Here is a 22,999-nt window from a genome sequence, read left to right as displayed (position 1 = left end):
GTCTCACCGCAGCCGGCGGCGATCAACGGGGGCCGCGCCCGACCAGGGCCTCGGCCCGGCGGGTGGCGGCGGAAAGCCGCGCCGACCAGTCGCCGATCAGGCCCTGGATGGCCGCATCGTCGGCGTCCTTCGGCACGAACAGCGGCCCTTCCCAGACCACCGCGCCGCGGCCGAACGGGGCGGCGAACATCACCTTGTCCCAGGTCCCCTCCATCTGCAGAGCCGGATGCGCGGCGATGCCCATCAGGAACACCGGCTGGCCGGAGCGGCGGGCGATCTGCAGGGCGCCGGGCGCGATCACCTCGTTGGGGCCGCGCGGGCCGTCCGGCGTCACCACCAGCGCCCCGCCGCCCTCGACCCAGGTCACCGCCTCGCGGATCGCCGCCACCGCCTGGCGGGCCTTGGCGCTGTCCCCCTTCTTGGCCGAAGAGATGCGGATCGCCGGAAACCCGGACATGGCCAGCGCCTGGGCGATGAACTCGCCGTCGGCCGAGGGGCTGACGAAGGCCCGCGTGCGCTTGCGCCACCACTGCGGCGCGGTGGCGAGGCACAGCGGAATGCGGCCGTGCCAGAAGAGGGCGATGGCGCCCGAGTCGCCGGCCAGCACCGGCTCGACGCAGGCCACGTTCTCGTGGCGCCAGCGCACCGTGCGCAGCACGATGCGGAGGTAGGTCCCGAGCACCCAGCCCAAGAAGGCCTGGACGCCGTCGCTGCGGAGCAGGTTCTTCAAGCCGCGGTCTCCGCCTCCAGGTCCTGGGTCTTGGCCAGGCGCGCGTAGAGGCCGCGCTTCTTGATCAGGCTCGCGTGGTCGCCGGTCTCGACGATCCGCCCCCGGTCGATGACATAGATGCGGTCGGCCCCGCGCACGGTCGACAGGCGGTGGGCGATCAGGAGGGTCGTGCGCCCGGCCATCAGCCGCTTCAGCGCCGCCTGCACATGGGCCTCGCTCTCGGTGTCGAGGGCGCTGGTCGCTTCGTCGAGCAGCAGGATGGGGGCGTCCTTCAGGAACGCCCGGGCGATGGCGATCCGCTGACGCTGTCCGCCCGACAGGCGCGCGCCGGCCTCGCCCACCGCCGTGTCGTAGCCGTTCGGCAGGGCGCTGATGAAGTCGTGCGCCGCCGCCGCCTTGGCCGCCCGCTCGATGTCCTCGAGGCTGGCGTCCGGCCGCGCATAGGCGATGTTGGCCCGGATGGTGTCGTCGAACAGGAAGGGCTCCTGGGTGACGAGGGCGATCTGGTCGCGCAGCGAGGCGAGGGTCACCTCGCGCAGGTCCGCCCCGTCCACCGTCACCCGGCCCTCGGTCGGGTCGTAGAAGCGCGGGATCAGGTTGAGGATGGTGGTCTTGCCGCCGCCGGAGGGGCCGACCAGGGCCACGGTCTCGCCGGGTCGGGCCTCGAAGTCGATGTCGGCCAGCGCCGGCGGGCCGTCGCCGCCATAGGAGAAGCCGACATGCTCGAAGCGGATCGCGCCCCGGGCCGCCGGCAGGGTGCGGGCGCCGGCCTGCTCGCGCACCTCCGGCTCGACGTCCAGCGCCTTGAACAGGCGCCGCGCCGCCGTCAGACCCTCGGCGAACACGGTCTGCAGGTTGGCCACCTGGCGCAGCGACTGGCTGGCCATCAGCATGCCCGCCACGAAGGCGTTGAAGCCGCCGGCGGTCATGTGGCCGCCGTGCAGGGCGCGCAGGCCGACGTAGGCGATGACGCCCGCCGTGATCCAGGTGGTGAAGAGCTCGGTGGAGGGGGTGGCGAAGGCGCGGGCGTTCGCGCCCCGCACCAGGTGCTTCTCGCGGCGGCGGATCACCTCGCCCACCCGCTTCTCCTCGAACGCCTCGCGGTTCTCGATCTTCACCACGCGGATACCGTCCAGGCTCTCCATGATGGCGGTGGAGAGGGCCGAGGTCTCGGCCATGGCCCCCTTGGCCGCCTTGGTGGTCCGCTTGGAGAAGCGCCGCATGATCGCGCTGGCGACCGGCGCGCCGGCCAGGATGGCGAGCGTCAGCGGCCAGTCGATGCTGACCATCACCCACACCGCCCCGATCACCGTCAGCAGGTTCTGGGTGTAGTTGATGAGGCCCGAGGTCGCCGCCTCGCGCGTCAGGCCCGCGTCGTAGAGCACCGAGGCCACATAGGTCCCGGAGTGCTGGGTCTTCAGATGCGACAGGTCGGCCCGCACCAGCTTGCCGAACAGCTGTAGCTGGATGTCGGCCACCACGCCGTTGCCGATGCGGTTGACCAGGGTCGCCTGGATCACCTGGAACAGGGCCCGCACGGCGGCCAGGCCGGCGATCGTCAGCGGGATCATCACCGCCGCGCCGGGCTTGTGCAGCACCAAGAGGTCGTCGGTGGCGGGCCTGAGGATCTGGACGAGGCGGGCGTTCAGGGCGGCGACGCCGACCGCCGCCAGCATGGCCACGATCCAGCCCTTCCAGCGCGGAGCCATGTAGATGCGCGCGACCCGCGCCACCAGGACGCGGGCGGGCAGCTCCGGCGGGGCGCTCTCGCTCATGAGCCCTGAGGTCGGCTGAAGCGCCCCGTAAGTCAACCGTGCGAGCCGTCGCGGCCGATCACCGCGCCGCTTCCTAATGGCGGCCCAACGCCCTAGTTAGGGCCCATGCACGGCGAAACCGTCCCCAACCCCTACGACCTGACGACCTTTGGCGGGCGGGTGAAGACCTATTTCGACTACACCTTCAAGGACCACGCCTTCCTGCGCCTCGGCTTCCAGAACGCCCACTGGATTTCCGACGAGCTGGTGCGCACCAACCAGCCCTGGCCGCATCAGCTGGCCCACTGGAAGCGCCACGGGATCAAGACGGTCATCAACCTGCGCGGCGGTTTCGACGGCAGCTTCTACGCCCTCGAAAAGGAGGCGTGCGCCAAGCTGGGCATCGAGCTGGTCAACTTCACCGTCGCCTCGCGCGAGGTGCCGACCGTCGCCCAGGTCCTGGGCGCCAAGAAGCTCTTCAACCAGATCGCCTACCCGGCTCTCATGCACTGCAAGTCCGGCGCGGACCGCGCCGGCGTCATGAGCGTGCTCTACATGCATTTCCGGCAGGGCCGGACGATCCGCGAGGCCGTCGATCAGCTCGGCTTCCGCTACCTGCACGTGAAGCAGGGCAAGACCGGTGTCCTCGACTACACCTTCGAGCGCTATCTCGACGAGGGCGAGCCCGCCGGCATGTCCTTCCTCGAGTGGGTGCAGAGCCCGGCCTATGACCCCAAGGGGATGAAGGCGACCTTCCAGTCCCAGATGTGGGGCTCGGTGCTCACCGAGAAACTGCTGCGCCGGGAATAAATTCGCTAAGTGCTGATTCCGACAGACTCGCCTCTGGCGCGCATGCAATCATGCGCTGCATGGAGGACGGGGCGCTGACCATCACGACGGAAGACGTCTACACCCTGCTCGGGGTGCGCCGCGACGGCATCGCCACGGTGGTCGACCTGGTGGCCGACGGCGCGCCGTCCGCGCGCCTGCGCGCCGAGGCCATGCTCCGTGAACACGCCAGCTGCGAGGCCGTCGAGGTCTGGCGCGACGGCGGCCTGGTCGAGAAGATCCAGCGCAGCAGCGCGCCGGCGGTCTGACCCTCTACCAACCGCCGCTTCAGGCCTCGGCTCAGTCCTCGTGGTCGTCCGCGCCCAGGCCCGGGTCGAGCAGGCGGTGCGCATGGATGATGAAGTAGCGCATCAGGGCGTTGTCCACCGTCTCCTGCGCCTTGGAGCGCCAGGCGCCGAGCGCCTCGCGATAGCTCGGATAGGCGCCCACCAGGTCGACCTTGCCGAGGTCCCGGAATTCGGGCGGACCGTCCAGGGTCTTCATCTCTCCGCCGATCACGAGGTGGAGCAGCTGCTTGTCGGACATGGCGGCCTTCGTATCGTTTGCAACCAGATTTGCGCGCCCCGATAGGCTGACGCGGCGGCAGGATCAATGCCCGGCGTTGAGAAACCGTGTCAGAGACCGGCGATCGCCAGGGAATCCACCAGCAGGGACGGCGAGTTGGTGGCGCCGCGGATCTCCAAGTCCGACCCGGGGATCAGCCGCGCGTAGATGTCGATCAGGTTGCCGGCCACGGTGATCTCGGTCACCGGATAGGCGAGTTCGCCGTCCTCGAACCAGAAGCCGGCGCAGCCCACCGACCAGTCGCCTGTGTTCCCGTTCAGCGACGGCCCGAACATGTTGGTGACGAGGAGGCCGCTCTTGGCCTCGCGGATCAGCTCGGCCTGGCTCTTGTCGCCCGGCAGTACGGTGAGGTTCGACGGGCCCACGCCGGGCGGGCCGGCGAGGCCGCGCGAGGCGTGGCCCGTGCTGGTCAGGCCGAGCTGCCGGGCCGAGGAGGCGTTCAGCAGCCACGTGGTCAGCACACCGCGGTCGATCAGGTTGCGCTTCTGGTTGGCGACGCCCTCGTCGTCGAACGGCGCCGAGCCCAGGCCGCGCGGGCGGTGCGGGTCGTCGGTGATCGTCACGTGCTCGCCGAAGATCTTCTCGCCCAGCTTGTCCTTCAGGAAGGAGGTGCCGCGGGCGATCGAGGGGCCGGAGATGGCGCCGATCATCGGCCCGATCAGTGAGGCGGCCAGCCGGTTCTCGAAGATCACGGGCGCGGTGGTCGAGGCGATCTTGCGCGCCCCCAGCCGCTGGGCGGCGCGGCGGCCGGCCTCGGCGCCGATGCTCTCGGGCGAAGGCAGGTCCGACTGCCAGCGGGTCGAGCGGCCGTCGTAGCCGATCTCCATGCCGTTCTCGTCGCCGGCGATGGCCGTGGCCCCGAGCGAGAAGCCGGAGGCGCGGTGCACGCCCGCGAAGCCGCCGCTCGTCACCATCGCCCACTGCGAGGCCGACCAGGAGCCGGACGCCCCGTCGGTGTTGGTCACCCGCTCGACGGCCCGCGCCGCTTCCTCGGCCGCCCGGGCGCGATCCTCAAGCGTCTCCGGCGAGGGCTCGCTGGCGTCGAACAGGTCGAGGTCGGGGAGGTCGCCCCTGGCCAGCAGGGCCGGGTCGGCGAGGCCCGCATAGGGATCCTCCGGCGCGAGCCTGGCCATGGCCACGGCCCGCTCGACCAGCTTGGCGCGGGCCTCGGCGCTGATGTCGGAGCCGGAGACCGTCGCCTGACGCTTGCCGACGAAGACGCGAAGGCCGAGGTCGCGCGCTTCCTCGCGCTCCACTTCCTCCAGCTCTCCGAGCCGCACGGTGATGGAAAGGGCGCGGCGCTCGGCGCCGACCGCCTCGGCCGCATCGGCGCCGGCCTTCAAGGCGGCCTGCACCACCTCGTTCAACAGGTCCTGATTCATCCCCGCCATATGGCCGCCCGGCGCCCCTGCGGCAAGCAAGACCCGCGCTCCGGATGCGCCTTCAGGGGACGGCGTAGAAGATCAGGGCCACCGCCGCGACGAGGTAGGCGAGCCAGGTCGCCAGCATTCCCGCCGCGCGCGGGAGCGAGGCGCCGCCGCTGCGCGACAGCCCCACCGCGTGCGCCGCCCGCCCGAGGAAGAGGACGAGGCCCGTCGCGTGCACCAGCGCCGCGGGCGCCCCGGCCATGGCCAGCAGCCCCAGCGCCACCAGCGCCGCCGGCACATATTCCGCCGCGTTCGCAAAGGCGCGGATGGCATGGTGGAGGTCGGCGAACTCGCCATGGCCCAGGGCGACGCCGTGCCGCCGGCGAAGGCGTACGACCCTCACCGACAGCACCAGCATCAACAGCAGGCTCAGGCCGGCCCAGAGGGCGGCGGCGTGGGCGGCGGCCGGGGCGGCGGGAACGACCTCCATCGCGCGCCCGCCTCAGTTCGGTTGGTCGGCGTAGGCCTTGACCAGGCGGTAGAGGAACTCGCGGCCTTCCATCAGCGACTTCACCCGGATCCGCTCGTTCAGCCCGTGGATGCGGCCGAGGTCCGGATCGATGAACAGGCCAGAGACGCCGAAGGCCGGGATGCCGACCGCGTTCAGGAAGGTGGCGTCGGTCGCGCCCGGCTGCAGGATCGGCACCACCGGCACGCCGGGCCACATGGCCTGGGAGATCTTCTCGATCGGCCCTAGCACCTTGGGCGTCATCGGCGGGGCGGCGGCGGCCGGGAAGCCGCCCTCGGGCGTCGAGATCTTCACCGCCGGGTCGGCGACGATCTTCACCAGGGTGTCGTGGACCTGGGCGATCGGCTCGCCCGGGAAGACGCGGCAATTGATGTTGGCCCGCGCTCGCTGCGGCAGGGCGTTCGGCGCATGGCCGGCGTCCAGCATGGTGGCCACGCAGGTGGTGCGCAGCATGGCGTGCAGGCTCGGGTCCTTCGACAGGAGGGCGTTGGCCTTGTCGTCGGCCGGGTTGGCGGCGATGGCGTTCATCGCCGCGCCCTTCTCGCCGCCGACCACCTTCGACATGCGCGTCAGGTAGGCCCGGCTGGCGTCGTTGATCTGCACCGGGAACTCATAGGCGGCCACGGCGTCCAGCGCCTTGGCCAGGTGATAGATCGCGTTGTCCGGCATCGGCCGCGAGGAGTGGCCGCCCGGGTTGGTCACCTCGAAGGTGAAGTTCACCGGCATCTTCTCGGCCGCCAGGATGGTGTGCGACACCGGCTTGCCGGCCGCGTCCAGCTCCCCGCCCGCGCCCTCGTTCAGGGCGATGCCGGCGTCGATCAGGGCGCGGTTGTGGGCCGTCAGCCACTCGGCGCCGTCGACGAAGCCGCCGCCTTCCTCGCCGCAGGTCAGGGCCATCTTGATGGTCCGCCGCGGCTTGTAGCCTTCCTGCTTGTAGCGGATCAGGTTGTCGGTCCAGATCGCCGCCTGGGCTTTGTCGTCGAAGGCGCCGCGGCCGTAGAAGTAGCCGTCCTCCTCCACCAGGGTGAACGGATCGCGCGTCCAGTCCTCGCGCTTGGCGGCGACCACGTCGATGTGGGCCAGCATCAGCACGGCCTTGGCCTTGGGATCGCGGCCCGGATAGATGGCCACCAGGTTGCCGTCCTTCGGCTTCCCGTCGGGAACGATGATGTGCAGGTCGCTGTCGGGGAAGCCGGCCGCCTTCAGCCGCGCGGCCATGCGCTCGGCGGCGAGGGTGCAGCTGCCGTCCGGATAGGCCGACTTGGTCTCGACCAGCTCCTTGTAGAGGCTGCGGAACTGCGCCTCGCCGCTGGCGGCGGGGGCGACCTTGGCCGGCTGCGCTCCGGCGGCCGACGAGACGAGAACGGCGGCGGCGGCCGCGGCGACGACTTTGATCATGAATGCCCCTCCAACTGGAGCGGCACTATTCCACCGGCTTGCCGTCTCCGGGAAGCCCCAGCCGCGACCATTTCTCCGTCACCGCCTCGATCACCTGCGCGTCCATGAACAGCTTCTCGCCCCATTCGCGCTTGGTCTCGGGCGGCCATTTGTTGGTGGCGTCGAGGCCGATCTTCGAGCCCAGGCCGCTCTCCGGCGAGGCGAAGTCCAGGTAGTCGATGGGGGTGTTCTCGATGACCGTGATGTCGCGCGCCGGGTCCATCCGCGTGGAGATGGCCCACATCACGTCCTTCCAGTCGCGGGCGTTGACCTCGTCGTCCACGACGATCACCCACTTGGTGTACATGAACTGGCGAAGGTAGCTCCAGACGCCCATCATCACGCGCTTGGCGTGGCCGGGGTAGGCCTTCTTCATCGACACCACGGCGATCCGGTAGGAGCAGCCCTCCGGCGGCAGCCAGAAGTCGACGATCTCCGGGAACTGCTGGCGGATCAGCGGGATGAACACCTCGTTCAGCGCTTCGCCCAGCACGGATGGCTCGTCCGGCGGCCGGCCGGTGAAGGTCGTCAGGTAGATCGGGTCCTTGCGCATGGTGATGGCGCTGACCTGGAACACCGGGAAGCGCTCCACCGAATTGTAGTAGCCGGTGTGGTCGCCGTAGGGCCCCTCGTCCTCGTACTCGTCCAGCAGCACGTGGCCCTCGAGCACGATCTCGGCGTTGGCCGGCACCATCAGCGGCACCGTCTTGGCCGGGACCAGCTCCACCTTGGCCCCGCGCATCAGCCCGGCGAACTGGTATTCGGAGAGCGTGTCCGGCACCGGCGTCACCGCCGCCAGGATGGTCCCCGGATCGGCCCCGATCACCGCGCAGGCGGGCAGGGGCTCGCGCTTGCCGGCCTTCTTCCAGCGCTGGTGATGCTGCGCCCCGCCGCGGTGCGCCAGCCAGCGCATGATGGTGCGGTCCTTGCCCAGCACCTGCATCCGGTAGATGCCGAGGTTGTAGTCGTCCTCGCGATCCTCGCTAGGCCCCTTGGTCACCACCAGCGGCCAGGTGATCAGCGGCGCCGGCTCGCCCGGCCAGCAGGTCTGGATCGGCAGCTTGGCGAGATCGATATCCTCGCCCTTCAGCACCACCTCCTGCACCGGCGCCTTCTTCACCACCTGCGGGCGCATGGACATCACCGTCTTGGCCAGCGGCAGCATGTCCCAGGCGTCCTTCAAGCCGCGCGGCGGCTCGGGATTGCGCAGGAAGGCCAGAAGTTCGCCGACCTCGCGCAGGTCGCCGGCGGTCGCCCGTTCGCGCCCCTCCAGGGTGACGCCCATGGCGACCCGCTTGACCGTCCCGAACAGATTCACGAGGGCCGGCATGGACGAGATCTCGCCGTCCGCCCGGATCGGCTTCTCGAACAGCACCGCCGGGCCGCCGGTCGCCAAGAGGCGCCGCTGGATCTCGGTCATCTCCAGGACGCTCGACACCGGCTCGGCGACGCGCACCAGCTCGCCCGCCGCTTCCAGGCGCTGCATGAATTCCCGCAAGGACCGGTAGGCCATCACCCCTCCATTCGCGGGGCGGAAGCTAGGGCCACGCCGCCCGCCGGTCTACACTCAGCGCATGAAGCGCATCGACCTCGACGACCTGCCGCCCAAGCTCGCCGCCCTGCTGACCGCTGTGGAGGAGGGCGAGGAGGTGCTGCTCGTCCAGGACGGCGCGGTGGTCGGCCGCCTGACGGGCGCCGCCGCCCCCGCCCAGCCGCCGGAGCCGGAGGCCGCCGTCGATCCGGAGACCCGCGCCAAGGAGGTCTTCGAGCTCTTCCGCTCCTCGATCGAGGACGAGTTCTAGCCGGCCCCCTTGCCGCCCAGCACCTCGTCAGTGACCTCGTCCACCTGGTGCAGTAGGAAGACCACCCGGCCGAAGCCGTCGGTCAGCGGTGTGTTCAGCGGCCGCCAGTAGCGCTCGACGAACCGGCCGTCGCCGTCGCGGACGTCGTAGCGCTGGACCTCCATGGCGTGCGGCCGTCCGCTCTCGGCCGCCTTTTTCAGCGAGGCGTAGAGGTGGCTCACCCCGTCGGCGATGGGATCGTCGGGGTTGTCGGGGAACAGCAGGAACAGCGGCTGGCCGATCAGCGCCTTGCGGTCCAGGCCGCACACCGCCTCATAGGGCGCGTTGACCTCGGCGATCGGTAGGCCGGGCTGGGGGTCGATGAGCAGCGAGGGCCGGGACGAGGGCGCGATCTCCGCGCGGAACCTCGCCAGGGCTTCCTTCCGCGCCGCTTCGTCGGGCGCGAGGGCGCCGGCCGGCTGCAGCTGCACTCCGCTCATCGCGGTGTTGACCAGCGCCAGCTCCCGTTCCGCCCCGGCCAGCATCGCCGTCAGGCGCCGGCGGTCGGCCTCGTCGCTGGCTTCGGCGAGCCGTTGGCGGAAGCGTTCGATGTTCTGCTGGAGGATGAACCTCTGCACGCCTCACTCAGGCGGCCATCGAGAGCCGGATCCGGGTCCCGAAACGACCGCCCCCCGATCTGAACCATCATAAGATATCATACGCCTCCTGCGTGTAGAGCGCCGTCTCATACCCGAAATGGGGAGATCGGCGGCTCCGGCCCGCTCGCCGCGGGGCTCCGCGGACGCTGAAACGGCGGGCGCCGGCGCCCGATTTGTGGGCGGAAGCGCGCCGCCTGCCGCGTCCCGCGCCGATTGACCCTTCGGCCCGGAGCCGGGCGGCGCTTAGTCGCCGGGCATGCGCGTCCTCGTCGTCGACCCCGATCCGGCCCGGGCCGCCCTGGTGGCGGAGGGCCTCGCCGGCGTGCAGCCGCTGGAGGTCCGCCACGCCGCCCTGTTCGACCGCGCCGAGGCCGCCGCCTTCGCGCCCGATGTCATCGTCGTCGCCTCCGACAGCCCCGACCGCGACACCATCGAGAGCTTGCGCGAGTCCACCGCCGCCAGTCCGCGGCCGGTGGTGATGTTCGTCGACCGCTCCGAGCCGGGCCTCGCGGAGGAGGCGGTGCGCGCCGGCGTCTCGGCCTATGTGGTCGACGGCCTGGCCGCCAACCGCGTCCGCGCGGTCCTCGAGGTGGCCATGAGCCGCTTCCAGCTGATGAGCCAGCTTCGCCAGGACCTCGAGAAAGCCAAGGCCGACCTCGCCTCGCGCAAGACGGTCGAGCGCGCCAAGGCCCTCCTCATGAAGGAGCGCGGGCTCGAGGAGGACCAGGCCTATCGGCTGCTGCGCAAGCTCTCCATGGACACCGGCCGCCCGCTCGGCGCCGTGGCCGCCGACCTGCTGGCCTTCGCCGGCGTGCTGAAGGGGAACGAGCCATGAGCGGTCGGCTGCGCCTGGGGTTCATCGCCCTCAACGACGCCTCGATCCTGGTGGTGGCCCAGGAGAAGGGCTTCTTCGCCGCCGAGGGCCTTCGGATCGAGCTGAGCCGCGAGGCCTCCTGGGCGACGGTGCGGGACAAGATCGCGTATGGCGCCCTCGACGGCGCCCACATGCTCCAGCCGCTCGCCCTGGCCATGACCCTGGGCGTCGCCGGCGACCGGCCCGTGCCGCTCGTCGCGCCCTTCGCCATGAACCTCAACGGCCCGGCCATCACCATGGCCCAGCGCCTGGCCGCCGCCGTCGGTCCCGGCCCCGGCGCCGAGGGCCTGGCCCGCCTGATCGCCCGCCGCCGCCAGGAGGGGGCGAGCCCGATCACCTTCGCCGTGGTCTTTCCCTACTCGGTGCACAACTACCTGCTGCGCGACTGGCTGGCCCGGGCCGGGGTCGACCCGGACCGGGACGTGCGCCTGACCATCGCCCCGCCGCCGCGCATGACCGGCCTCCTCGTCGACGGCGTCGTCGAGGGCTTCTGCGTCACCGAGCCCTGGGACACCGCTGCGGTGGAGGCGGGCGCCGGCGTCATCCTCGCCCGCGGCGCGGACCTGTGGCCCCGCACGCCCGACAAGGTGTTCGCGGTGACGCAAGGCTGGGCCGAGGAAAATCCCGAAGTGCTCCAGGCCCTGCTGCGCGCGCTCCTCAAGGCCGCCGCCTGGGCGGGGGCGTCTGCCAACCGCACCGAGCTCGCGGCCCTGCTGGCCCAGCCGCACTACGTCGGCGCCCCGGCCGCGGTGATCGAGCGCTCCCTCGCCGGCATGGTGTTCCACGGCGGCGACGCGAACGCGCCGTTGCCGGTCCGGGCCGGCTGGCTGCTCGCCCAGATGATGCGCTGGGGTCACCTGCCGCCCGACGTCGACATCCCCGCCGTCGCCGCCGCGGTCTGCCGGCTCGACCTCTTCACCGCCGCGGCCGGGACGCTCGGACCCGTCCCGCCGATGCCGGAGTGGCTCGACGGCTACGGCGAGGACGGCCACTTCCGCCTGCGCGACGCCCGCGCCTACGCCGCCCACGCGCCGATGAGCCGCCTCATCAAGGCCTGAGCCGTGCGCGCCGCCCGTTTTCTGACCATCGCCTGAGCGCGGGCGCCGTCTTTTTGCGCTGCAGCATGGAAGTTCCACGGCCAGGCTTTCCCGTCGCGTGACCGGTCGCCATCGCCGCGGTTCTCATCGTGGCAAGCCCTGGCAACGGCGTCGCGGCTTCTTCGGAACGGCTCGAGGACGAGCTCTCCATCCCTCCCGGCGACGCCGCCGCTCACCGCATCCTGCACGGGGCTTCTCACGATGCTGAGCCGTTCGTTCTTCAAGGCCGGCCATACGCCGACCCTCTTCGCCGCCTTCCTCTACTTCGACCTCTCCTTCATGGTCTGGGTGCTGCTCGGCCCGCTCGGCGTGGCCATCGCCAAGACCTTTCACCTGAACCCCGCCGAGAAGGGTTTCATGGTCGCCGTGCCGGTGCTGGCGGGCGCCGTCCTGCGCCTCGTCGCCGGCGTCATGGTCGACCACATCGGGCCCAAGAAGACCGGGATCATCGGCCAGCTCGTCGTCATGGCCGGCCTGCTCGCCGCCTGGCGCCTCGGCGTCAACAGCTATCATCAGGTGCTGGCCCTGGGCGTCATCCTCGGCGTCGCCGGCGCCTCCTTCGCCGTCGCCCTGCCGCTCGCCTCGCGCTGGTATCCTCCCGAGCACCAGGGCCTGGCCCTCGGCATCGCCGGCGCCGGCAACTCGGGCACCGCGCTCGCCGCCCTGTTCGCCCCCTCGCTCGCCCAGACCTACGGCTGGACCAACGTGATCGGCCTGGCCGCCGCCCCGCTCGCCGTCGCTTTCCTGGTCTATGTCATCTTCGCCAAGGACGCGCCGAACAGGCCCGCGCCCAAGCGCCTCGCCGAATACCTGGACGTGCTGAAGACCCGCGACGCCTGGTGGCTGATGGCCCTCTACGGCGTCACCTTCGGCGGCTTCGTCGGCCTGTCGTCCTCGCTGACGATCTACTTCAACGCCGAGTACGCCCTGCCGGCCGTCACCGCCGGCTTCTTCACCGCCGCCTGCGTCTTCGCCGGCTCCTTCATCCGGCCGGTGGGCGGGGCCCTCGCCGACCGCTTCGGCGGGGTGCGAACGCTCTCGGTGGTCTATGTCCTGGCCGCCCTCGGCCTGGCGGTGGCCAGCTTCCAGCTCCCCAGCGCCTGGGTGGCCCTGGCCGTGCTGATGTTCTCGATGATGGCGCTCGGCGCCGGCAACGGGGCGGTGTTCCAGCTCGCCCCCCAGCGCTTCGGCAAGGAGATCGGCGTCGTCACCGGCGTCGTCGGCATGACCGGCGGCGCCGGCGGCTTCTACCTCGCCTCCAGCCTCGGCTGGGCCAAGCAGGTCACCGGCTCCTACCAGGGCGGCCTCCTGGCCTTCGCGGGCCTGGCGCTCCTCGCCCTCGTCGGCCTCACCGGGGTCAAGGCCCGCTGGCGGCGGACCTGGCCCGAGCTCAGCCCCGCCGCCGGCGCGGCGCTGCGCCTCTGACCAGGTCCCAAGGGAGTGAAGCGTATGACCAAGGAACGTCTGGTCGTCATCGGCAACGGCATGGCCGGCTGCCGGGCGGTGCAGGAAGTGCTGAAGCGCGACCCCGACCGCTACGAGATCACCATCTTCGGCGCCGAGCCGCGGGTGAACTACGACCGCATCATGCTGTCGCCGGTGCTGGCGGGGGAGAAGACCTTCGCCGACATCGTCATCAACGACGAGGCCTGGTACCGCGACAACGGCATCGTCCTGCACGCCGGCGCGCCCGTGGAGAGCATCGACCGCGCCGAGCGGCTGGTGCGGGCCGCCGGCGGCCTCGAGGCGGGCTACGACCGGCTGATCCTCGCCACCGGCGCCGATCCCATCCGACTGCCTCTGCCGGGGGCTGACCTCGCCGGCGTCGTCACCTTCCGCGACCTCGACGACGTGGAGGCCATGACCGCCGCCGCCAAGCCGGGCGCGAAGGTGGTGGTGATCGGCGGCGGCCTCCTGGGCATCGAGGCGGCCTACGGCCTCGCCCGTCGCGGCATGCACGCCACCGTCGTCCACCTGATGGACGTCCTGATGGAGCGCCAGCTCGACGCCTCCGCCGGCTTCCTGCTCACCGAGGCCCTGGCCGAGCGCGGCGTCGAGACGGTGCTGGGCGCCCAATCCGAGGAGATCGTGGGGGAGGGCGGCCAGGTCACCGGACTCAGGCTCAAGGACGGCCGTGTCCTGCCCTGCGACCTACTGGTCATGTCGGTAGGCATCCGCCCCAACACCGGGATCGCCAGGGCCGCCCGCCTGGAGGTGAACCGCGGGGTCGTCGTCGACGACGCGCTTCGCACCTCCGATCCGGCGATCTTCGCGGTCGGCGAATGCGTCGAGCACCGCGGCCAGTGCTACGGCCTGGTGGCCCCGATCTGGGAGATGTGCCGCACCCTCGCCGAGGCCCTGACCGGCGGGGCCGGCGCCTACGAGGGCTCGGTGCTCTCCACCCGCCTGAAGGTCAGCGGCGTCGACGTCTTCTCGGCCGGCGAGTTCGCCGGCGGCGGCGATTGTGAGGACATCGTGTTCCGCGACGCCGGGCGCGGGGTCTACAAGCGCATCGTCCTGCGCGAGGGCAAGGTCGCCGGGGCCGTGCTGTTCGGCGACGCCGCCGACGGCGCCTGGTACTTCGACCTGATGCGCTCGGGCGCATCCGTCGGCGACATCCGCGAGACCCTGGTGTTCGGCCAGGCCGCCACGGAGGGCCTTCGGGGGCTGGACCCTAGCGCCGCCGTTGCGGCCATGGCGGACGACGCCGAGGTGTGCGGCTGCAACGGCGTCTGCAAGGGAACGATCACCAGCGCCATCGCCGGGGAGGGCCTGGCGACCCTCGAGGCGGTCCGCGCCGTCACCAAGGCCTCGGCCTCCTGCGGCTCCTGCACCCCGCTGGTCGAGAAGATCCTCGCCGCCCAGCTCGGCGACGCTTTCCAGGTCCAGGCCGGGCCCAAGCCGGTCTGCGGCTGCACCCATCGCGGCCATGGCGAGGTCAGGAAGCGTATTCTCGCCGAGGGGCTGAAGTCGATCCCGGCGGTAATGCAGGCGCTCGAATGGACCACGCCGGACGGCTGCGCCACCTGCCGTCCGGCGCTCAACTACTACCTGGTCTGCGCCTGGCCCGGCGAATACCGCGACGACAAGCAGTCGCGGTTCATCAACGAGCGCGTCCACGCCAACATCCAGAAGGACGGCACCTACTCGGTGGTGCCGCGCATGTGGGGCGGCGTGACCTCCGCCGCCGAGCTGCGCGCCATCGCCGACGTGGTCGAGAAGTTCGCCATCCCCACCGTCAAGGTGACCGGCGGCCAGCGCGTCGACCTGCTGGGCGTCAAGAAGGAGGACCTGCCCGCCGTCTGGGCCGACCTCAACCGCGCCGGCATGGTCTCCGGCCACGCCTACGGCAAGGCGCTGCGCACGGTGAAGACCTGCGTCGGCTCGGAGTGGTGCCGCTTCGGGACCCAGGACTCCACCGGCCTCGGGGTGCGGCTGGAGAAGGTCATGTGGGGCGCCTGGACGCCGGCCAAGCTCAAGCTCGGCGTCTCCGGCTGCCCGCGCAACTGCGCCGAGGCGACCTGCAAGGACATCGGCGTGGTCTGCGTCGATAGCGGCTTCGAGATCCACATCGGCGGCGCCGCCGGCCTGGAGGTGAAGAAGACCGAGCTGCTCACGAAGGTCGCCAGCGAGGACGAGGCGGTCTGGGCCATCTGCGCCATCGTCCAGCTCTATCGCGAGGACGCCTGGTACCTGGAGCGGATCTGGAAGTGGATGGCCCGCGTCGGCCTCGATGCGATCCGCGCCGAGATCGAGGACCCGGACCGCCGCCGCGCCCTCTACGACCGCTTCGCCTACGCCCAGCGCTTCGCCCGCATCGACCCCTGGGCCGAGCGCGTCGCCGGCCGCGACGCCCACGAGTTCAACCCGCTCACCCGCCGCATGGAGTTCGCCCCGGCATGAACGCGCACGTGAAGGAAGAGACGATCTGGATCGACGTCGGCGCCGTCACCGACGTGCCGCTGCGCGGCGCCCGCCGCGTGCCCACCCCGCGCGGCGCGGTGGCCGTGTTCCGCACCGGCGATGGCCGCGTCTTCGCCCTCAAGGACGCCTGCCCCCACAAGGGCGGTCCGCTCAGCCAGGGCATCGTCCACGGCCACGCCGTGGCCTGCCCGCTGCACAACTGGTCCATCGACCTTGCCACCGGCGAGCCGCTCGGCGCCGACCGCGGCAAGGGCTGCAGCCCCACCGTGCCCCTTCGCATCGAGGACGGCCGGATCCTGCTGGGGCAGGTGTGACCCGCACCACCTGCCCCTACTGCGGCGTCGGCTGCGGGATCGCGGCGCAGGCGGACGGCCGCGCCCTGACGTTGCAGGGCGATCCGGCGCACCCGGCCAACGCCGGCCGGCTGTGCTCCAAGGGCGGGGCCCTGGCCTCGACCGTCGGCCTCGAGGGCCGGCTGCTGCACCCGATGATCGGCGACCGCCGCGCCGCCTGGCGCGACGCCACGGCCCTCGTCGCCCGGCGGTTCAGGGAGACCATCGCCCGCCACGGCCCGGACTCGGTCGCCTTCTACGTCTCGGGCCAGCTCCTCACCGAGGACTATTACGCCGCCAACAAGCTGATGAAGGGCTTCATCGGCTCGGCCAACATCGACACCAACTCGCGCCTCTGCATGGCCTCGGCGGTGGTCGCCCACAAGCTCGCCTTCGGGGCCGACCTCGTCCCCGGCTGCTACGAGGACCTCGACCTCGCCGACCTCGTGGTCTTCAGCGGCCACAACGCCGCCTGGACGCACCCGGTGCTCTTCCGCCGCATGGAGGCCGCCCGCCAGCGCGGCCAGCGCCACGTGGTCGTCGACCCGCGCCGCACCGACACCGCCGAGGGCGCCGACCTGCACCTCGCGCTGAAGCCGCAGACCGACGTGCGCCTGTGGAACGGCCTGCTCGCCGACCTCCTGCGCCGCGGCGCCGTCGACCGCGCCTATGTCGCCGCCCACGTCGCCGGCTTCGCCGAGGTGGAGGCCGGGCTCGCCGGCGATGACCAGTCGGTCCACGCCGTGGCCCGCGACTGCGGCCTCGACCCCGCCGAACTGGAGACCTTCTTCCGCCTGTTCGCCGACACGCCGAAGACCGTCACCCTCTTCTCCATGGGCGCCAACCAGTCGGCGCAGGGCGTCGCCAAGGGCCTGGCCATCCTCAACGCCCACCTGGCCACGGGGCGCATCGGCAAGCCCGGCGCCTGCCCCTTCTCGATCACCGGCCAGCCCAACGCCATGGGCGGGCGCGAGGTCGGGGGCCTCGCCACCACCCTCGCCGCCCACATGGACTTCGACCCGGCCTCCCGCGCCCGGCTCCAGCGCTTCTGGGGCGCGCCGGTCATGGCCGAGGCGCCGGGCCTCAAGGCCGTGGAGATGTTCGAGGCGGTCCGCGCCGGCCGCATCAGGGCGCTTTGGGTCATGGCCACCAATCCCGCCGTCAGCCTGCCGGAGGCCGGCAAGGTGCGCGAGGCGCTGGCCGCCTGTCCCTTCGTCGTCGTCTCCGAGGTCATGGCCGAGACCGACACCGCCGCCTTCGCCCACGTCCGCCTGCCGGCCCTGGCCTGGGGCGAGAAGGACGGCACGGTCACCAACTCCGAGCGCCGGATCTCCCGCCAGCGGCCGCTGATGGCGGCGCCCGGCGAGGCGCGCGCCGACTGGCGCATCGTCGCCGACGTCGCCGAGGCCATGGGCTACGGCGAGGCCTTCGCCTGGCGCAGCCCCGCCCAGGTCTTCCGCGAATACGCCCGCCTCACGGCCTACGAGAACCAGGGCCGGTTCCTGAACCTCAGCCCGCTCGCCGCCCTGACGCCCGACGCCTATGACGCGCTGGAGCCGGTCCAGTGGCCGGTCACGCCAGCCGGCGGAACGGCGCGCCTCTTCGCCGACGGCCGCTTCCAGACCCCCGACGGCCGCGCCCACATGCATGCCCTCGAGGCCCACGGTCCGGCCGAGGCGACGGACCCGGCCTATCCCCTGAGCCTCAACACCGGCCGAATCCGCGACCAGTGGCACACCATGACCCGCACCGGCCTTGCGCCGGAGCTCTGCCGCCACGCGCCCGAGCCCTTCGTCGAGATCCATCCCGACGACGCCGCGCCCCTGGCGATCACCGATGGGCGCCTGACCCGGGTCCAGACCCGCGCCGGCGAGGCCGTGGTGACAGCCCGCCTGACCGACCGCCAGCGTCGCGGCTCGATCTTCCTGCCCATGCACTGGGCCGCCGCCTACGCGCCAGCGGGTCAGGCGAATCCGCTGGTCGCCGCCCGCACCGACCCGCGCTCCGGCCAGCCGGAGTTCAAGCACACCCCCGCTCGCGTGCGGCCCTACCGCGAGACCTGGCGCGGCTTCTTCATCGCCCGCGAGGCCTGGAGCCTGCCGGCTGGCCTCGACCTCGTCTGGCGGCGCATCCCGCAGGCCGGCTGCCAGCTCCACGAGTTCGCCGGCCGCGGGGACGAGGCCGAGCGCGCGGCCCTGCGCCGCGCGCTCGCCCGCGCCGCGTCGGAGGACGTGCTGCGCTATGAGGATCCGGCCGCCGGCGCCGTGCGCGAGGCCTGGCTCGCCGGCGGTCGGCTGGACCGCGTGCTGTTCACCGCCGGCGCCGGGGCCCTGCCGCCGCGCGACTGGCTGGTCGAGCTGTTCGCCGGCGAAAGCCTCGACGCCGCCGCCCGGGCGGGGCTGCTGATCGGCCGCGCCCCCGGCCGGCCGCTCGACACCAGCCCCGTCGTCTGCGCCTGCCGCAATGTCCGCGCCTCGCGCATCGACGCCGCCCTCGCCGCCGGCTGCGCCGACCTCGAAGCCGTCGCCGAGACCACCACCGCCGGGTCGGTCTGCGGCTCCTGCCGTCCCGAGATCGTCCGCCTCATCGCCGCCCGGACCGTCGCCCATGCCGCCTGAAACTCACCCCGTGCAGCTCGTCGGCGCCGGCCCCGGCGCAGCCGACCTCCTGACGCTCCGCGCCGTGCGCGCCATCGAGAGCGCCCAGGCTCTGCTCTACGACGCCCTGGTCTCGGACGAGATCCTGGCCCTCGCCCCCGCGCACTGCCTGAAGATCCAGACCGGCAAGCGGGCCGGGCGCGCCAGCATGGCCCAGGCGACCATCAACCGGCTGATGCTGCGCCTCGCCCGCGGCGGCCTGCGGGTGGTGCGGCTGAAGGGCGGCGATCCTTCGGTCTTCGGCCGGGCAGGGGAGGAGGCCGACTTCCTCGCCGCCCATGGCGTCGCCTCAGAGGTCGTGCCCGGCGTCACCGCGGCCAGCGCCGCGGCCGCCGAGTTCGGCTTCCCGCTCACCCATCGCGGAGAGGCCCGCCGCCTGATCCTCACCACCGCCCGCCTCGACGGCGGGGCCGACGCCCTCGACTGGCGCGCCGCCGCCGACGCCGAGGCCACGGTCGCCATCTACATGGGCGGCGCTCAGGCGGCCGAGCTCGCCCGCCGCCTGATGGCCGCCGGCCGCGCCGCCGCCACGCCGGTCGTCGTGCTGGAGAGCATCGCCCGCCCCGAGGCGCGGCTGGTCTTCCAGGGCCGGCTCGCCGAGCTCGCCGGCGCCGCGCCGCGGACCGGCGGGGGCCCGGTGCTGGTGGTGGTCGGCGAGGTCGCCACCCGCGCCTGCGGCCACGCTTCGCAGTTGACCCCGGAGCCGATGCGCCCGCTTAGGAAGGCGTGACCCCGGAGCCCACGCCAGACCTTCCCGCCGACCGCCCTCCCGACCGGGCCGCGCTCGGCATCGCCTATCGCATCGCGGCCATGGCCTGCATGGCCTGCCTCTCGGCGCTGGTGAAGTGGACCGGATCGCGCGGCGTCCCGGTCTTCGAGATCGTCTTCTTCCGCAACGCCTTCGCCTTCGTGCCGCTCGGCCTCTACATCTGGCGCACCACCGGCTGGACCGTGATCAAGACCCGCCGCCCGCTGGGCCACCTGACGCGCGCCACCGTCGGCCTCGCCTCCATGGTCTGCGGCTTCTCGGCCGTGCAGCACCTGCCGCTCACCGACAGCGTCGCCTTCCAGTTCGCCTCGCCCCTGTTCATGACCGCCTTTTCGGCCGTGATCCTCTCCGAGCACGTCGGCCGGCATCGCTGGGCCGCGGTGCTGGTCGGCTTCTTGGGCGTGCTCATCATGGTGCGGCCACAGCCCGGCCACATGAACGTCGTCGGCGTCTCCCTGGCGCTGGCCAGCGCCGTCGGCGCGGCGGGCGCGATGGTCGCCATCCGCCAGATCGTCGACACCGAGAAGGGCCCGACGATCGTCTTCTACTTCACCCTCGGCGGGGCGGTGGTCGGCCTCGTCGGCTCGCTGTTCCACTGGGTGACGCCCGATCCGAAGACCCTCGCCTTCCTGATCCTCGCCGGCCTGATCGGCGGCGTCGGCCAGCTCCTCCTGACCCAGGCCCTGACCGTCGCCCCGGTCGGCGTCGTCGCCCCCTTCGACTACAGCCAGCTGATCTGGGCCGCCGGCCTCGGCTACCTCGTCTGGGGCGAGACGCCTCACCCGGCCACCGTCGCCGGCGCCCTCGTGGTCGCCGCCAGCGGCCTCTACATCCTGCACCGCGAGCTCATCCGCTTCCGCCTCGATCAGAAAGCTGTGCGTTGACAGGCGCGGGGTCCGGGCGGACCCTTCCGCCCTGACGTCGGTATTCGACGGAGGGCGTCATGAAGCCCCTCAGCGGCAAGTTCCGGATCGGAAAGCCCCTGATCGGAGCGCTCGCCGGCGCTGCGGCGCCGTTGATCGTGTTCCTGGCCACCCTGTCCATTGCCGGTCCGGGCCGGGCCGCGGTCACCGTGATCGGCGGCGGCCTCGCCCAGACCTGCTCCAAGTCGGCCCTCGCCGGCGCCTCCGACGCCGCCGCCGAGGCGGTCTGCACCACGGCCCTGGAGACCGAGTTCCTCAGCCCGCGCGACCTCGCCGGCACCTATGTGAACCGCGGCGTCATGAAGCTGCGCCGCAAGCTGTTCGCCCCAGCCCTGGCCGACTTCGACCTCGCCGTCCGCGCCAAGCCCGAGCTCGGCGAGATCTACGTCAACCGCGGCGCCGCCCTGATCGGCCAGCGGCGCTACGCCGACGGCCTGGCCGACCTCGACCACGGCCTCTCCCTCGGCGTCGAGGAGCCGGCCAAGGCCTACTACAACCGCGCCCTCGCGCACGAAGGCCTGGACGACGTCAAGGCCGCCTACCTCGACTACCTCAAGGCGGTCGAGCTCGCCCCCGACTGGGATGCGCCCAAGCGCGAGCTGACGCGTTTCCATGTCGCCCGGAAGGAATAGGCCGTCCCTGCAGGTCCCATGCGTCTCCTTGCCGCCGTCTTCGCCACCCTGATCGCCGCGCCGGCGATCGCGCAGCCCTATCCGCCGCCCTACGCCGCGCCCGCCAACCCGCAGCAGGAGTTCGACTGGCGCACCCAGCACGAGATGCTGCGCCAGCAGATGGTCCAGCAGCAGAACCAGCTGATGGCCCTCGAGGCCCAGATGCGCGCCAACCAGGCGCTCGCCGACATCCAGGCGCAGAAGTCGCTCAGCCAGTCCTACCCGCGTGCGGCCCAGCCGCCGCCGCGCGCCGGCGCCGTCTTGCCCAGGATCGACACCTCGAAGCTCGCCTCGATCCCCGACAGCGCCCTGGCCGACTCCAACCGGAAGGTGCTCGACGCCGCCGCCAACCGGCGCTGAGGAGCATCCTTTGAGGGTCCGGCGTTATGCGCTGGCGATAGGCGCACAGGTGAGGATCAGGCCATGGAATGGCGCGGCGGACGCGAGAGCGGAAACATCGAGGATCGTCGTGGCCTGGGTCCGGTGGGCGTCGGCGGCCTGGGGGCCGGCGGCGTGGTCCTGGCCCTCATCGGCTACCTCGTGTTCGGGGTCAGCCCCTCGACCACCCTGAGCGCCCTCGGCGGCTCGGGCGCGGCCCAGCAGCAGGAGGGCCAGCGCGGCACCCCGCAGGACGAGGCCGGCCAGTTCGTCGACGTCGTCGAGACCAATGTCGACGACGTCTGGAGCGGCATCTTCCGCCAGCAGGGCCGGGACTATCAGCCGCCGGCCGGCGTCGTGCTCTACGACCAGGCCACCGGCACCGGCTGCGGCATGGGCCAGTCGGCCATGGGGCCGTTCTATTGTCCCAACGACCGCAAGGTCTATCTCGACCTCTCCTTCTGGCAGGAGCTCTCCGGCCGCTTCGGCGCCCAGGGCGAGGCGGCCCGCGCCTACGTCCTCGCCCACGAGATCGGCCACCACGTCCAGAACCTCCTCGGCCAAGACGAGATGGCCCGCCGCCTGGGCTCCCATGGCGCGGAGAGCGGCTCGGTCCGGCTCGAGCTGCAGGCCGACTGCTACGCCGGCGTCTGGGCCGCCCACGCCTCCCAGGTCTCCGGCGGCAAGGTCGCGCTCGACGCCAAGGACGTCGAGGACGGCCTGCGCGCCGCCGCCGCCGTCGGCGACGACACCCTGCAGAAACAGACGCGCGGCCAGGTCGTGCCCGACAGCTTCACCCACGGCACATCCGAACAGCGCATGCGCTGGTTCCGCGCCGGCGCCGCCTCCGGCGATCCGGCCCGCTGCGACACCTTCGGCGCGGACACGCTCTGATCCGTCGCCGCGGCGGCGTCACATCGCCGGCACGGCCTCCATGCCCAGGCACACCGCCACGCAGCGCCGGGCCAGGAGGTCGCCGGCGTCGAAGAACGGCGCCCGCACGTCCTCCTTGGCGAGCACCAGCGGGACCTCGGTGCAGCCGGCGATGATCGCCTCGGCGCCGTCGGCGATCAGGTCCTTGGCGAAACCCGCCATCTCCGCCGTCGCCGCCGGTCCGCGCTCGCCCGCCTTGATCCGCGACAGCAGGTCCATGAACGCCTGCTGCCGCTCGGGCGCCAGGCTCACCATGCCCATCGCCTGGGCCGCCAGGTATTCGCGGTAGAGCCGCAGGGCGCCCTTCGTCCCCAGCACCCCGACCCGCATCGCGCCCGAGCGCGCCGCCGCGGCCGAGGCGGTCTCGATCATGTCCACCAGCGGCAGGCCCGAGGCCCGGCGGATCAGGTCCGCGTGCGCGTGGGCGGTGTTGCAGGCGATCGCCAGCACCTCGGCCCCGGCCCCGCCGAGCGCCCCGGCCATCTCGGCTAGCACCGGCCCGGCGCCCGATCCTGGCGTGTTGAGGTCGGGGACCTGCGGATTGATGTCGACCAGCACCCGGATGTGGTCCTGCTCGGACTTCGCCGGGGTGTAGGCCTGCAGCCTGGCCAGGAAGTCCAGCGTCGCCGCCGGCCCCATGCCTCCCAGCACGCCCAGCACCAGACCGTTGGCAGCCTCGCTCACGGCGCGGTCCTCCCCATGGCTGCGGCGAAGGGAACGGGTCCCCAGGCGGGGCGATGGCGTGCGCGGCGCATGGCTCCGCCCTAGCAC

The 22,999-nt window shown here is 72.1% G+C and carries 23 protein-coding genes; 14 read left to right on the top strand and 9 right to left on the bottom strand.

Annotated elements, in window-relative coordinates; translation table 11 throughout:
* Nucleotides 1–22: 22 nt before the first annotated feature.
* Together DJ017_RS19080 and DJ017_RS19075 are read right to left on the bottom strand one after the other, a co-directional pair.
* Nucleotides 23–730, bottom strand: coding sequence for a lysophospholipid acyltransferase family protein (locus tag DJ017_RS19080; RefSeq protein WP_111530480.1), 708 nt, complete (start codon nt 728–730; stop codon nt 23–25).
* A complete protein-coding gene (locus DJ017_RS19075; protein WP_111530479.1) occupies nt 727–2,505 on the bottom strand; it encodes an ABC transporter ATP-binding protein in 1,779 nt (592 codons plus the stop codon). Before DJ017_RS19075 ends, DJ017_RS19080 begins: the two co-directional genes overlap by 4 nt.
* 105 nt (nt 2,506–2,610) lie before the next feature.
* Between DJ017_RS19075 and DJ017_RS19070 the strand changes: the two genes are divergently transcribed.
* Together DJ017_RS19070 and DJ017_RS19065 are read left to right on the top strand one after the other, a co-directional pair.
* Nucleotides 2,611–3,294, top strand: coding sequence for a fused DSP-PTPase phosphatase/NAD kinase-like protein (locus tag DJ017_RS19070; protein ID WP_111530478.1), 684 nt, complete (start codon nt 2,611–2,613; stop codon nt 3,292–3,294).
* Between the two features lie 50 nt (nt 3,295–3,344).
* Entirely contained in the window at nt 3,345–3,581 is a 237-nt protein-coding gene (locus DJ017_RS19065) for a hypothetical protein (RefSeq protein WP_133255508.1), read from the top strand.
* Nucleotides 3,582–3,612: 31 nt separating this feature from the next.
* Here DJ017_RS19065 and DJ017_RS19060 read toward each other — a convergent pair whose 3' ends face one another.
* From DJ017_RS19060 to DJ017_RS19040, 5 genes are all read right to left on the bottom strand, one after another.
* Nucleotides 3,613–3,858: a DUF4170 domain-containing protein gene (locus DJ017_RS19060; protein WP_111530476.1), complete on the bottom strand. Its 246-nt coding sequence runs from the start codon at nt 3,856–3,858 to the stop codon at nt 3,613–3,615.
* A gap of 89 nt (nt 3,859–3,947) precedes the next feature.
* Entirely contained in the window at nt 3,948–5,279 is a 1,332-nt protein-coding gene (locus tag DJ017_RS19055; protein WP_111530475.1) for a TldD/PmbA family protein, read from the bottom strand.
* Nucleotides 5,280–5,340: 61 nt separating this feature from the next.
* Nucleotides 5,341–5,754 carry an MAPEG family protein gene (locus DJ017_RS19050; protein WP_111530474.1) on the bottom strand — a complete coding sequence of 138 codons (414 nt, stop codon included), beginning with the start codon at nt 5,752–5,754 and terminating at the stop codon, nt 5,341–5,343.
* 12 nt (nt 5,755–5,766) lie between these two features.
* The gene (locus tag DJ017_RS19045; protein WP_111530473.1) at nt 5,767–7,191 is read right to left on the bottom strand and encodes a M20/M25/M40 family metallo-hydrolase; all 1,425 of its coding nucleotides are present in this window, start codon (nt 7,189–7,191) and stop codon (nt 5,767–5,769) included.
* Between the two features lie 25 nt (nt 7,192–7,216).
* Complete coding sequence (locus DJ017_RS19040; RefSeq protein WP_111530472.1) at nt 7,217–8,743, bottom strand: UbiD family decarboxylase; 1,527 nt, start codon at nt 8,741–8,743, stop codon at nt 7,217–7,219.
* Between the two features lie 61 nt (nt 8,744–8,804).
* On the opposite strand from DJ017_RS19040, the gene DJ017_RS19035 reads away from it, so the two are divergent.
* The gene (locus tag DJ017_RS19035) at nt 8,805–9,032 is read left to right on the top strand and encodes a hypothetical protein (protein WP_111530471.1); all 228 of its coding nucleotides are present in this window, start codon (nt 8,805–8,807) and stop codon (nt 9,030–9,032) included.
* On the opposite strand, the gene DJ017_RS19030 is transcribed toward DJ017_RS19035, so the two are convergent.
* Complete coding sequence (locus tag DJ017_RS19030) at nt 9,029–9,649, bottom strand: PAS domain-containing protein (RefSeq protein ID WP_193540012.1); 621 nt, start codon at nt 9,647–9,649, stop codon at nt 9,029–9,031. The two genes, DJ017_RS19035 and DJ017_RS19030, sit on opposite strands and share 4 nt — an antisense overlap.
* A 277-nt stretch (nt 9,650–9,926) precedes the next feature.
* Here DJ017_RS19030 and DJ017_RS19025 point away from each other — a divergent pair, with 277 nt between their 5' ends.
* The 11 genes from DJ017_RS19025 to ypfJ all read left to right on the top strand — a co-directional run bounded on the left by DJ017_RS19025 (nt 9,927) and on the right by ypfJ (nt 22,189).
* On the top strand, nt 9,927–10,505 hold the full coding sequence (locus tag DJ017_RS19025) for an ANTAR domain-containing response regulator (RefSeq protein ID WP_111530470.1): 579 nt from the start codon (nt 9,927–9,929) through the stop codon (nt 10,503–10,505).
* Nucleotides 10,502–11,602, top strand: a complete 1,101-nt coding sequence (locus DJ017_RS19020) for an ABC transporter substrate-binding protein (RefSeq protein ID WP_111530469.1) — start codon at nt 10,502–10,504, stop codon at nt 11,600–11,602. The genes DJ017_RS19025 and DJ017_RS19020 overlap by 4 nt, the downstream gene beginning before the upstream one ends.
* 240 nt (nt 11,603–11,842) lie before the next feature.
* Complete coding sequence (locus DJ017_RS19015; protein ID WP_111530468.1) at nt 11,843–13,066, top strand: nitrate/nitrite transporter; 1,224 nt, start codon at nt 11,843–11,845, stop codon at nt 13,064–13,066.
* Nucleotides 13,067–13,090: 24 nt separating this feature from the next.
* Entirely contained in the window at nt 13,091–15,544 is a 2,454-nt protein-coding gene (nirB, locus tag DJ017_RS19010; protein WP_111530467.1) for a nitrite reductase large subunit NirB, read from the top strand.
* Nucleotides 15,541–15,879 carry a nitrite reductase small subunit NirD gene (gene nirD, locus DJ017_RS19005; RefSeq protein ID WP_111530466.1) on the top strand — a complete coding sequence of 113 codons (339 nt, stop codon included), beginning with the start codon at nt 15,541–15,543 and terminating at the stop codon, nt 15,877–15,879. The genes nirB and nirD overlap by 4 nt, the downstream gene beginning before the upstream one ends.
* Nucleotides 15,876–18,515, top strand: coding sequence for a nitrate reductase (locus DJ017_RS19000; protein ID WP_111530465.1), 2,640 nt, complete (start codon nt 15,876–15,878; stop codon nt 18,513–18,515). Before nirD ends, DJ017_RS19000 begins: the two co-directional genes overlap by 4 nt.
* Before the next feature lie 10 nt (nt 18,516–18,525).
* Entirely contained in the window at nt 18,526–19,284 is a 759-nt protein-coding gene (gene cobA, locus DJ017_RS18995) for a uroporphyrinogen-III C-methyltransferase (RefSeq protein ID WP_319418010.1), read from the top strand.
* Nucleotides 19,281–20,207 carry a DMT family transporter gene (locus DJ017_RS18990; protein ID WP_111530463.1) on the top strand — a complete coding sequence of 309 codons (927 nt, stop codon included), beginning with the start codon at nt 19,281–19,283 and terminating at the stop codon, nt 20,205–20,207. The genes cobA and DJ017_RS18990 overlap by 4 nt, the downstream gene beginning before the upstream one ends.
* A gap of 59 nt (nt 20,208–20,266) precedes the next feature.
* On the top strand, nt 20,267–20,878 hold the full coding sequence (locus tag DJ017_RS18985; RefSeq protein ID WP_111530462.1) for a tetratricopeptide repeat protein: 612 nt from the start codon (nt 20,267–20,269) through the stop codon (nt 20,876–20,878).
* Nucleotides 20,879–20,896: 18 nt separating this feature from the next.
* Entirely contained in the window at nt 20,897–21,277 is a 381-nt protein-coding gene (locus DJ017_RS18980) for a hypothetical protein (RefSeq protein WP_111530461.1), read from the top strand.
* A 63-nt stretch (nt 21,278–21,340) separates the two neighbouring features.
* Complete coding sequence (gene ypfJ, locus DJ017_RS18975; RefSeq protein ID WP_111530460.1) at nt 21,341–22,189, top strand: KPN_02809 family neutral zinc metallopeptidase; 849 nt, start codon at nt 21,341–21,343, stop codon at nt 22,187–22,189.
* Between the two features lie 18 nt (nt 22,190–22,207).
* Here ypfJ and DJ017_RS18970 read toward each other — a convergent pair whose 3' ends face one another.
* On the bottom strand, nt 22,208–22,912 hold the full coding sequence (locus DJ017_RS18970; RefSeq protein ID WP_111530459.1) for a cysteate racemase: 705 nt from the start codon (nt 22,910–22,912) through the stop codon (nt 22,208–22,210).
* Nucleotides 22,913–22,999 lie beyond the last annotated feature (87 nt).

Origin of the sequence: Phenylobacterium soli (assembly GCF_003254475.1) — a bacterium.
In the GTDB taxonomy this organism is placed as follows: Bacteria; Pseudomonadota; Alphaproteobacteria; order Caulobacterales; family Caulobacteraceae; genus Phenylobacterium; species Phenylobacterium soli.
Note: the sequence above shows the minus strand (reverse complement) of the source record. Positions and strands in the feature narration are given on the sequence as shown.

What these genes read in the sequence shown, in the direction of transcription:
- DJ017_RS19075 (WP_111530479.1), bottom strand. Translation starts at nt 2,505, where the DNA reads ATGAGCGAGAGCGCCCCGCCGGAGCTGCCCGCCCGCGTCCTGGTGGCG.
- DJ017_RS19070 (WP_111530478.1), top strand. Translation starts at nt 2,611, where the DNA reads ATGCACGGCGAAACCGTCCCCAACCCCTACGACCTGACGACCTTTGGC.
- DJ017_RS19065 (WP_133255508.1), top strand. Translation starts at nt 3,345, where the DNA reads ATGCGCTGCATGGAGGACGGGGCGCTGACCATCACGACGGAAGACGTC.
- DJ017_RS19060 (WP_111530476.1), bottom strand. Translation starts at nt 3,858, where the DNA reads ATGTCCGACAAGCAGCTGCTCCACCTCGTGATCGGCGGAGAGATGAAG.
- DJ017_RS19055 (WP_111530475.1), bottom strand. Translation starts at nt 5,279, where the DNA reads ATGAATCAGGACCTGTTGAACGAGGTGGTGCAGGCCGCCTTGAAGGCC.
- DJ017_RS19050 (WP_111530474.1), bottom strand. Translation starts at nt 5,754, where the DNA reads ATGGAGGTCGTTCCCGCCGCCCCGGCCGCCGCCCACGCCGCCGCCCTC.
- DJ017_RS19045 (WP_111530473.1), bottom strand. Translation starts at nt 7,191, where the DNA reads ATGATCAAAGTCGTCGCCGCGGCCGCCGCCGCCGTTCTCGTCTCGTCG.
- DJ017_RS19040 (WP_111530472.1), bottom strand. Translation starts at nt 8,743, where the DNA reads ATGGCCTACCGGTCCTTGCGGGAATTCATGCAGCGCCTGGAAGCGGCG.
- DJ017_RS19035 (WP_111530471.1), top strand. Translation starts at nt 8,805, where the DNA reads ATGAAGCGCATCGACCTCGACGACCTGCCGCCCAAGCTCGCCGCCCTG.
- DJ017_RS19025 (WP_111530470.1), top strand. Translation starts at nt 9,927, where the DNA reads ATGCGCGTCCTCGTCGTCGACCCCGATCCGGCCCGGGCCGCCCTGGTG.
- DJ017_RS19020 (WP_111530469.1), top strand. Translation starts at nt 10,502, where the DNA reads ATGAGCGGTCGGCTGCGCCTGGGGTTCATCGCCCTCAACGACGCCTCG.
- DJ017_RS19015 (WP_111530468.1), top strand. Translation starts at nt 11,843, where the DNA reads ATGCTGAGCCGTTCGTTCTTCAAGGCCGGCCATACGCCGACCCTCTTC.
- nirB (WP_111530467.1), top strand. Translation starts at nt 13,091, where the DNA reads ATGACCAAGGAACGTCTGGTCGTCATCGGCAACGGCATGGCCGGCTGC.
- nirD (WP_111530466.1), top strand. Translation starts at nt 15,541, where the DNA reads ATGAACGCGCACGTGAAGGAAGAGACGATCTGGATCGACGTCGGCGCC.
- DJ017_RS18985 (WP_111530462.1), top strand. Translation starts at nt 20,267, where the DNA reads ATGAAGCCCCTCAGCGGCAAGTTCCGGATCGGAAAGCCCCTGATCGGA.
- DJ017_RS18980 (WP_111530461.1), top strand. Translation starts at nt 20,897, where the DNA reads ATGCGTCTCCTTGCCGCCGTCTTCGCCACCCTGATCGCCGCGCCGGCG.
- ypfJ (WP_111530460.1), top strand. Translation starts at nt 21,341, where the DNA reads ATGGAATGGCGCGGCGGACGCGAGAGCGGAAACATCGAGGATCGTCGT.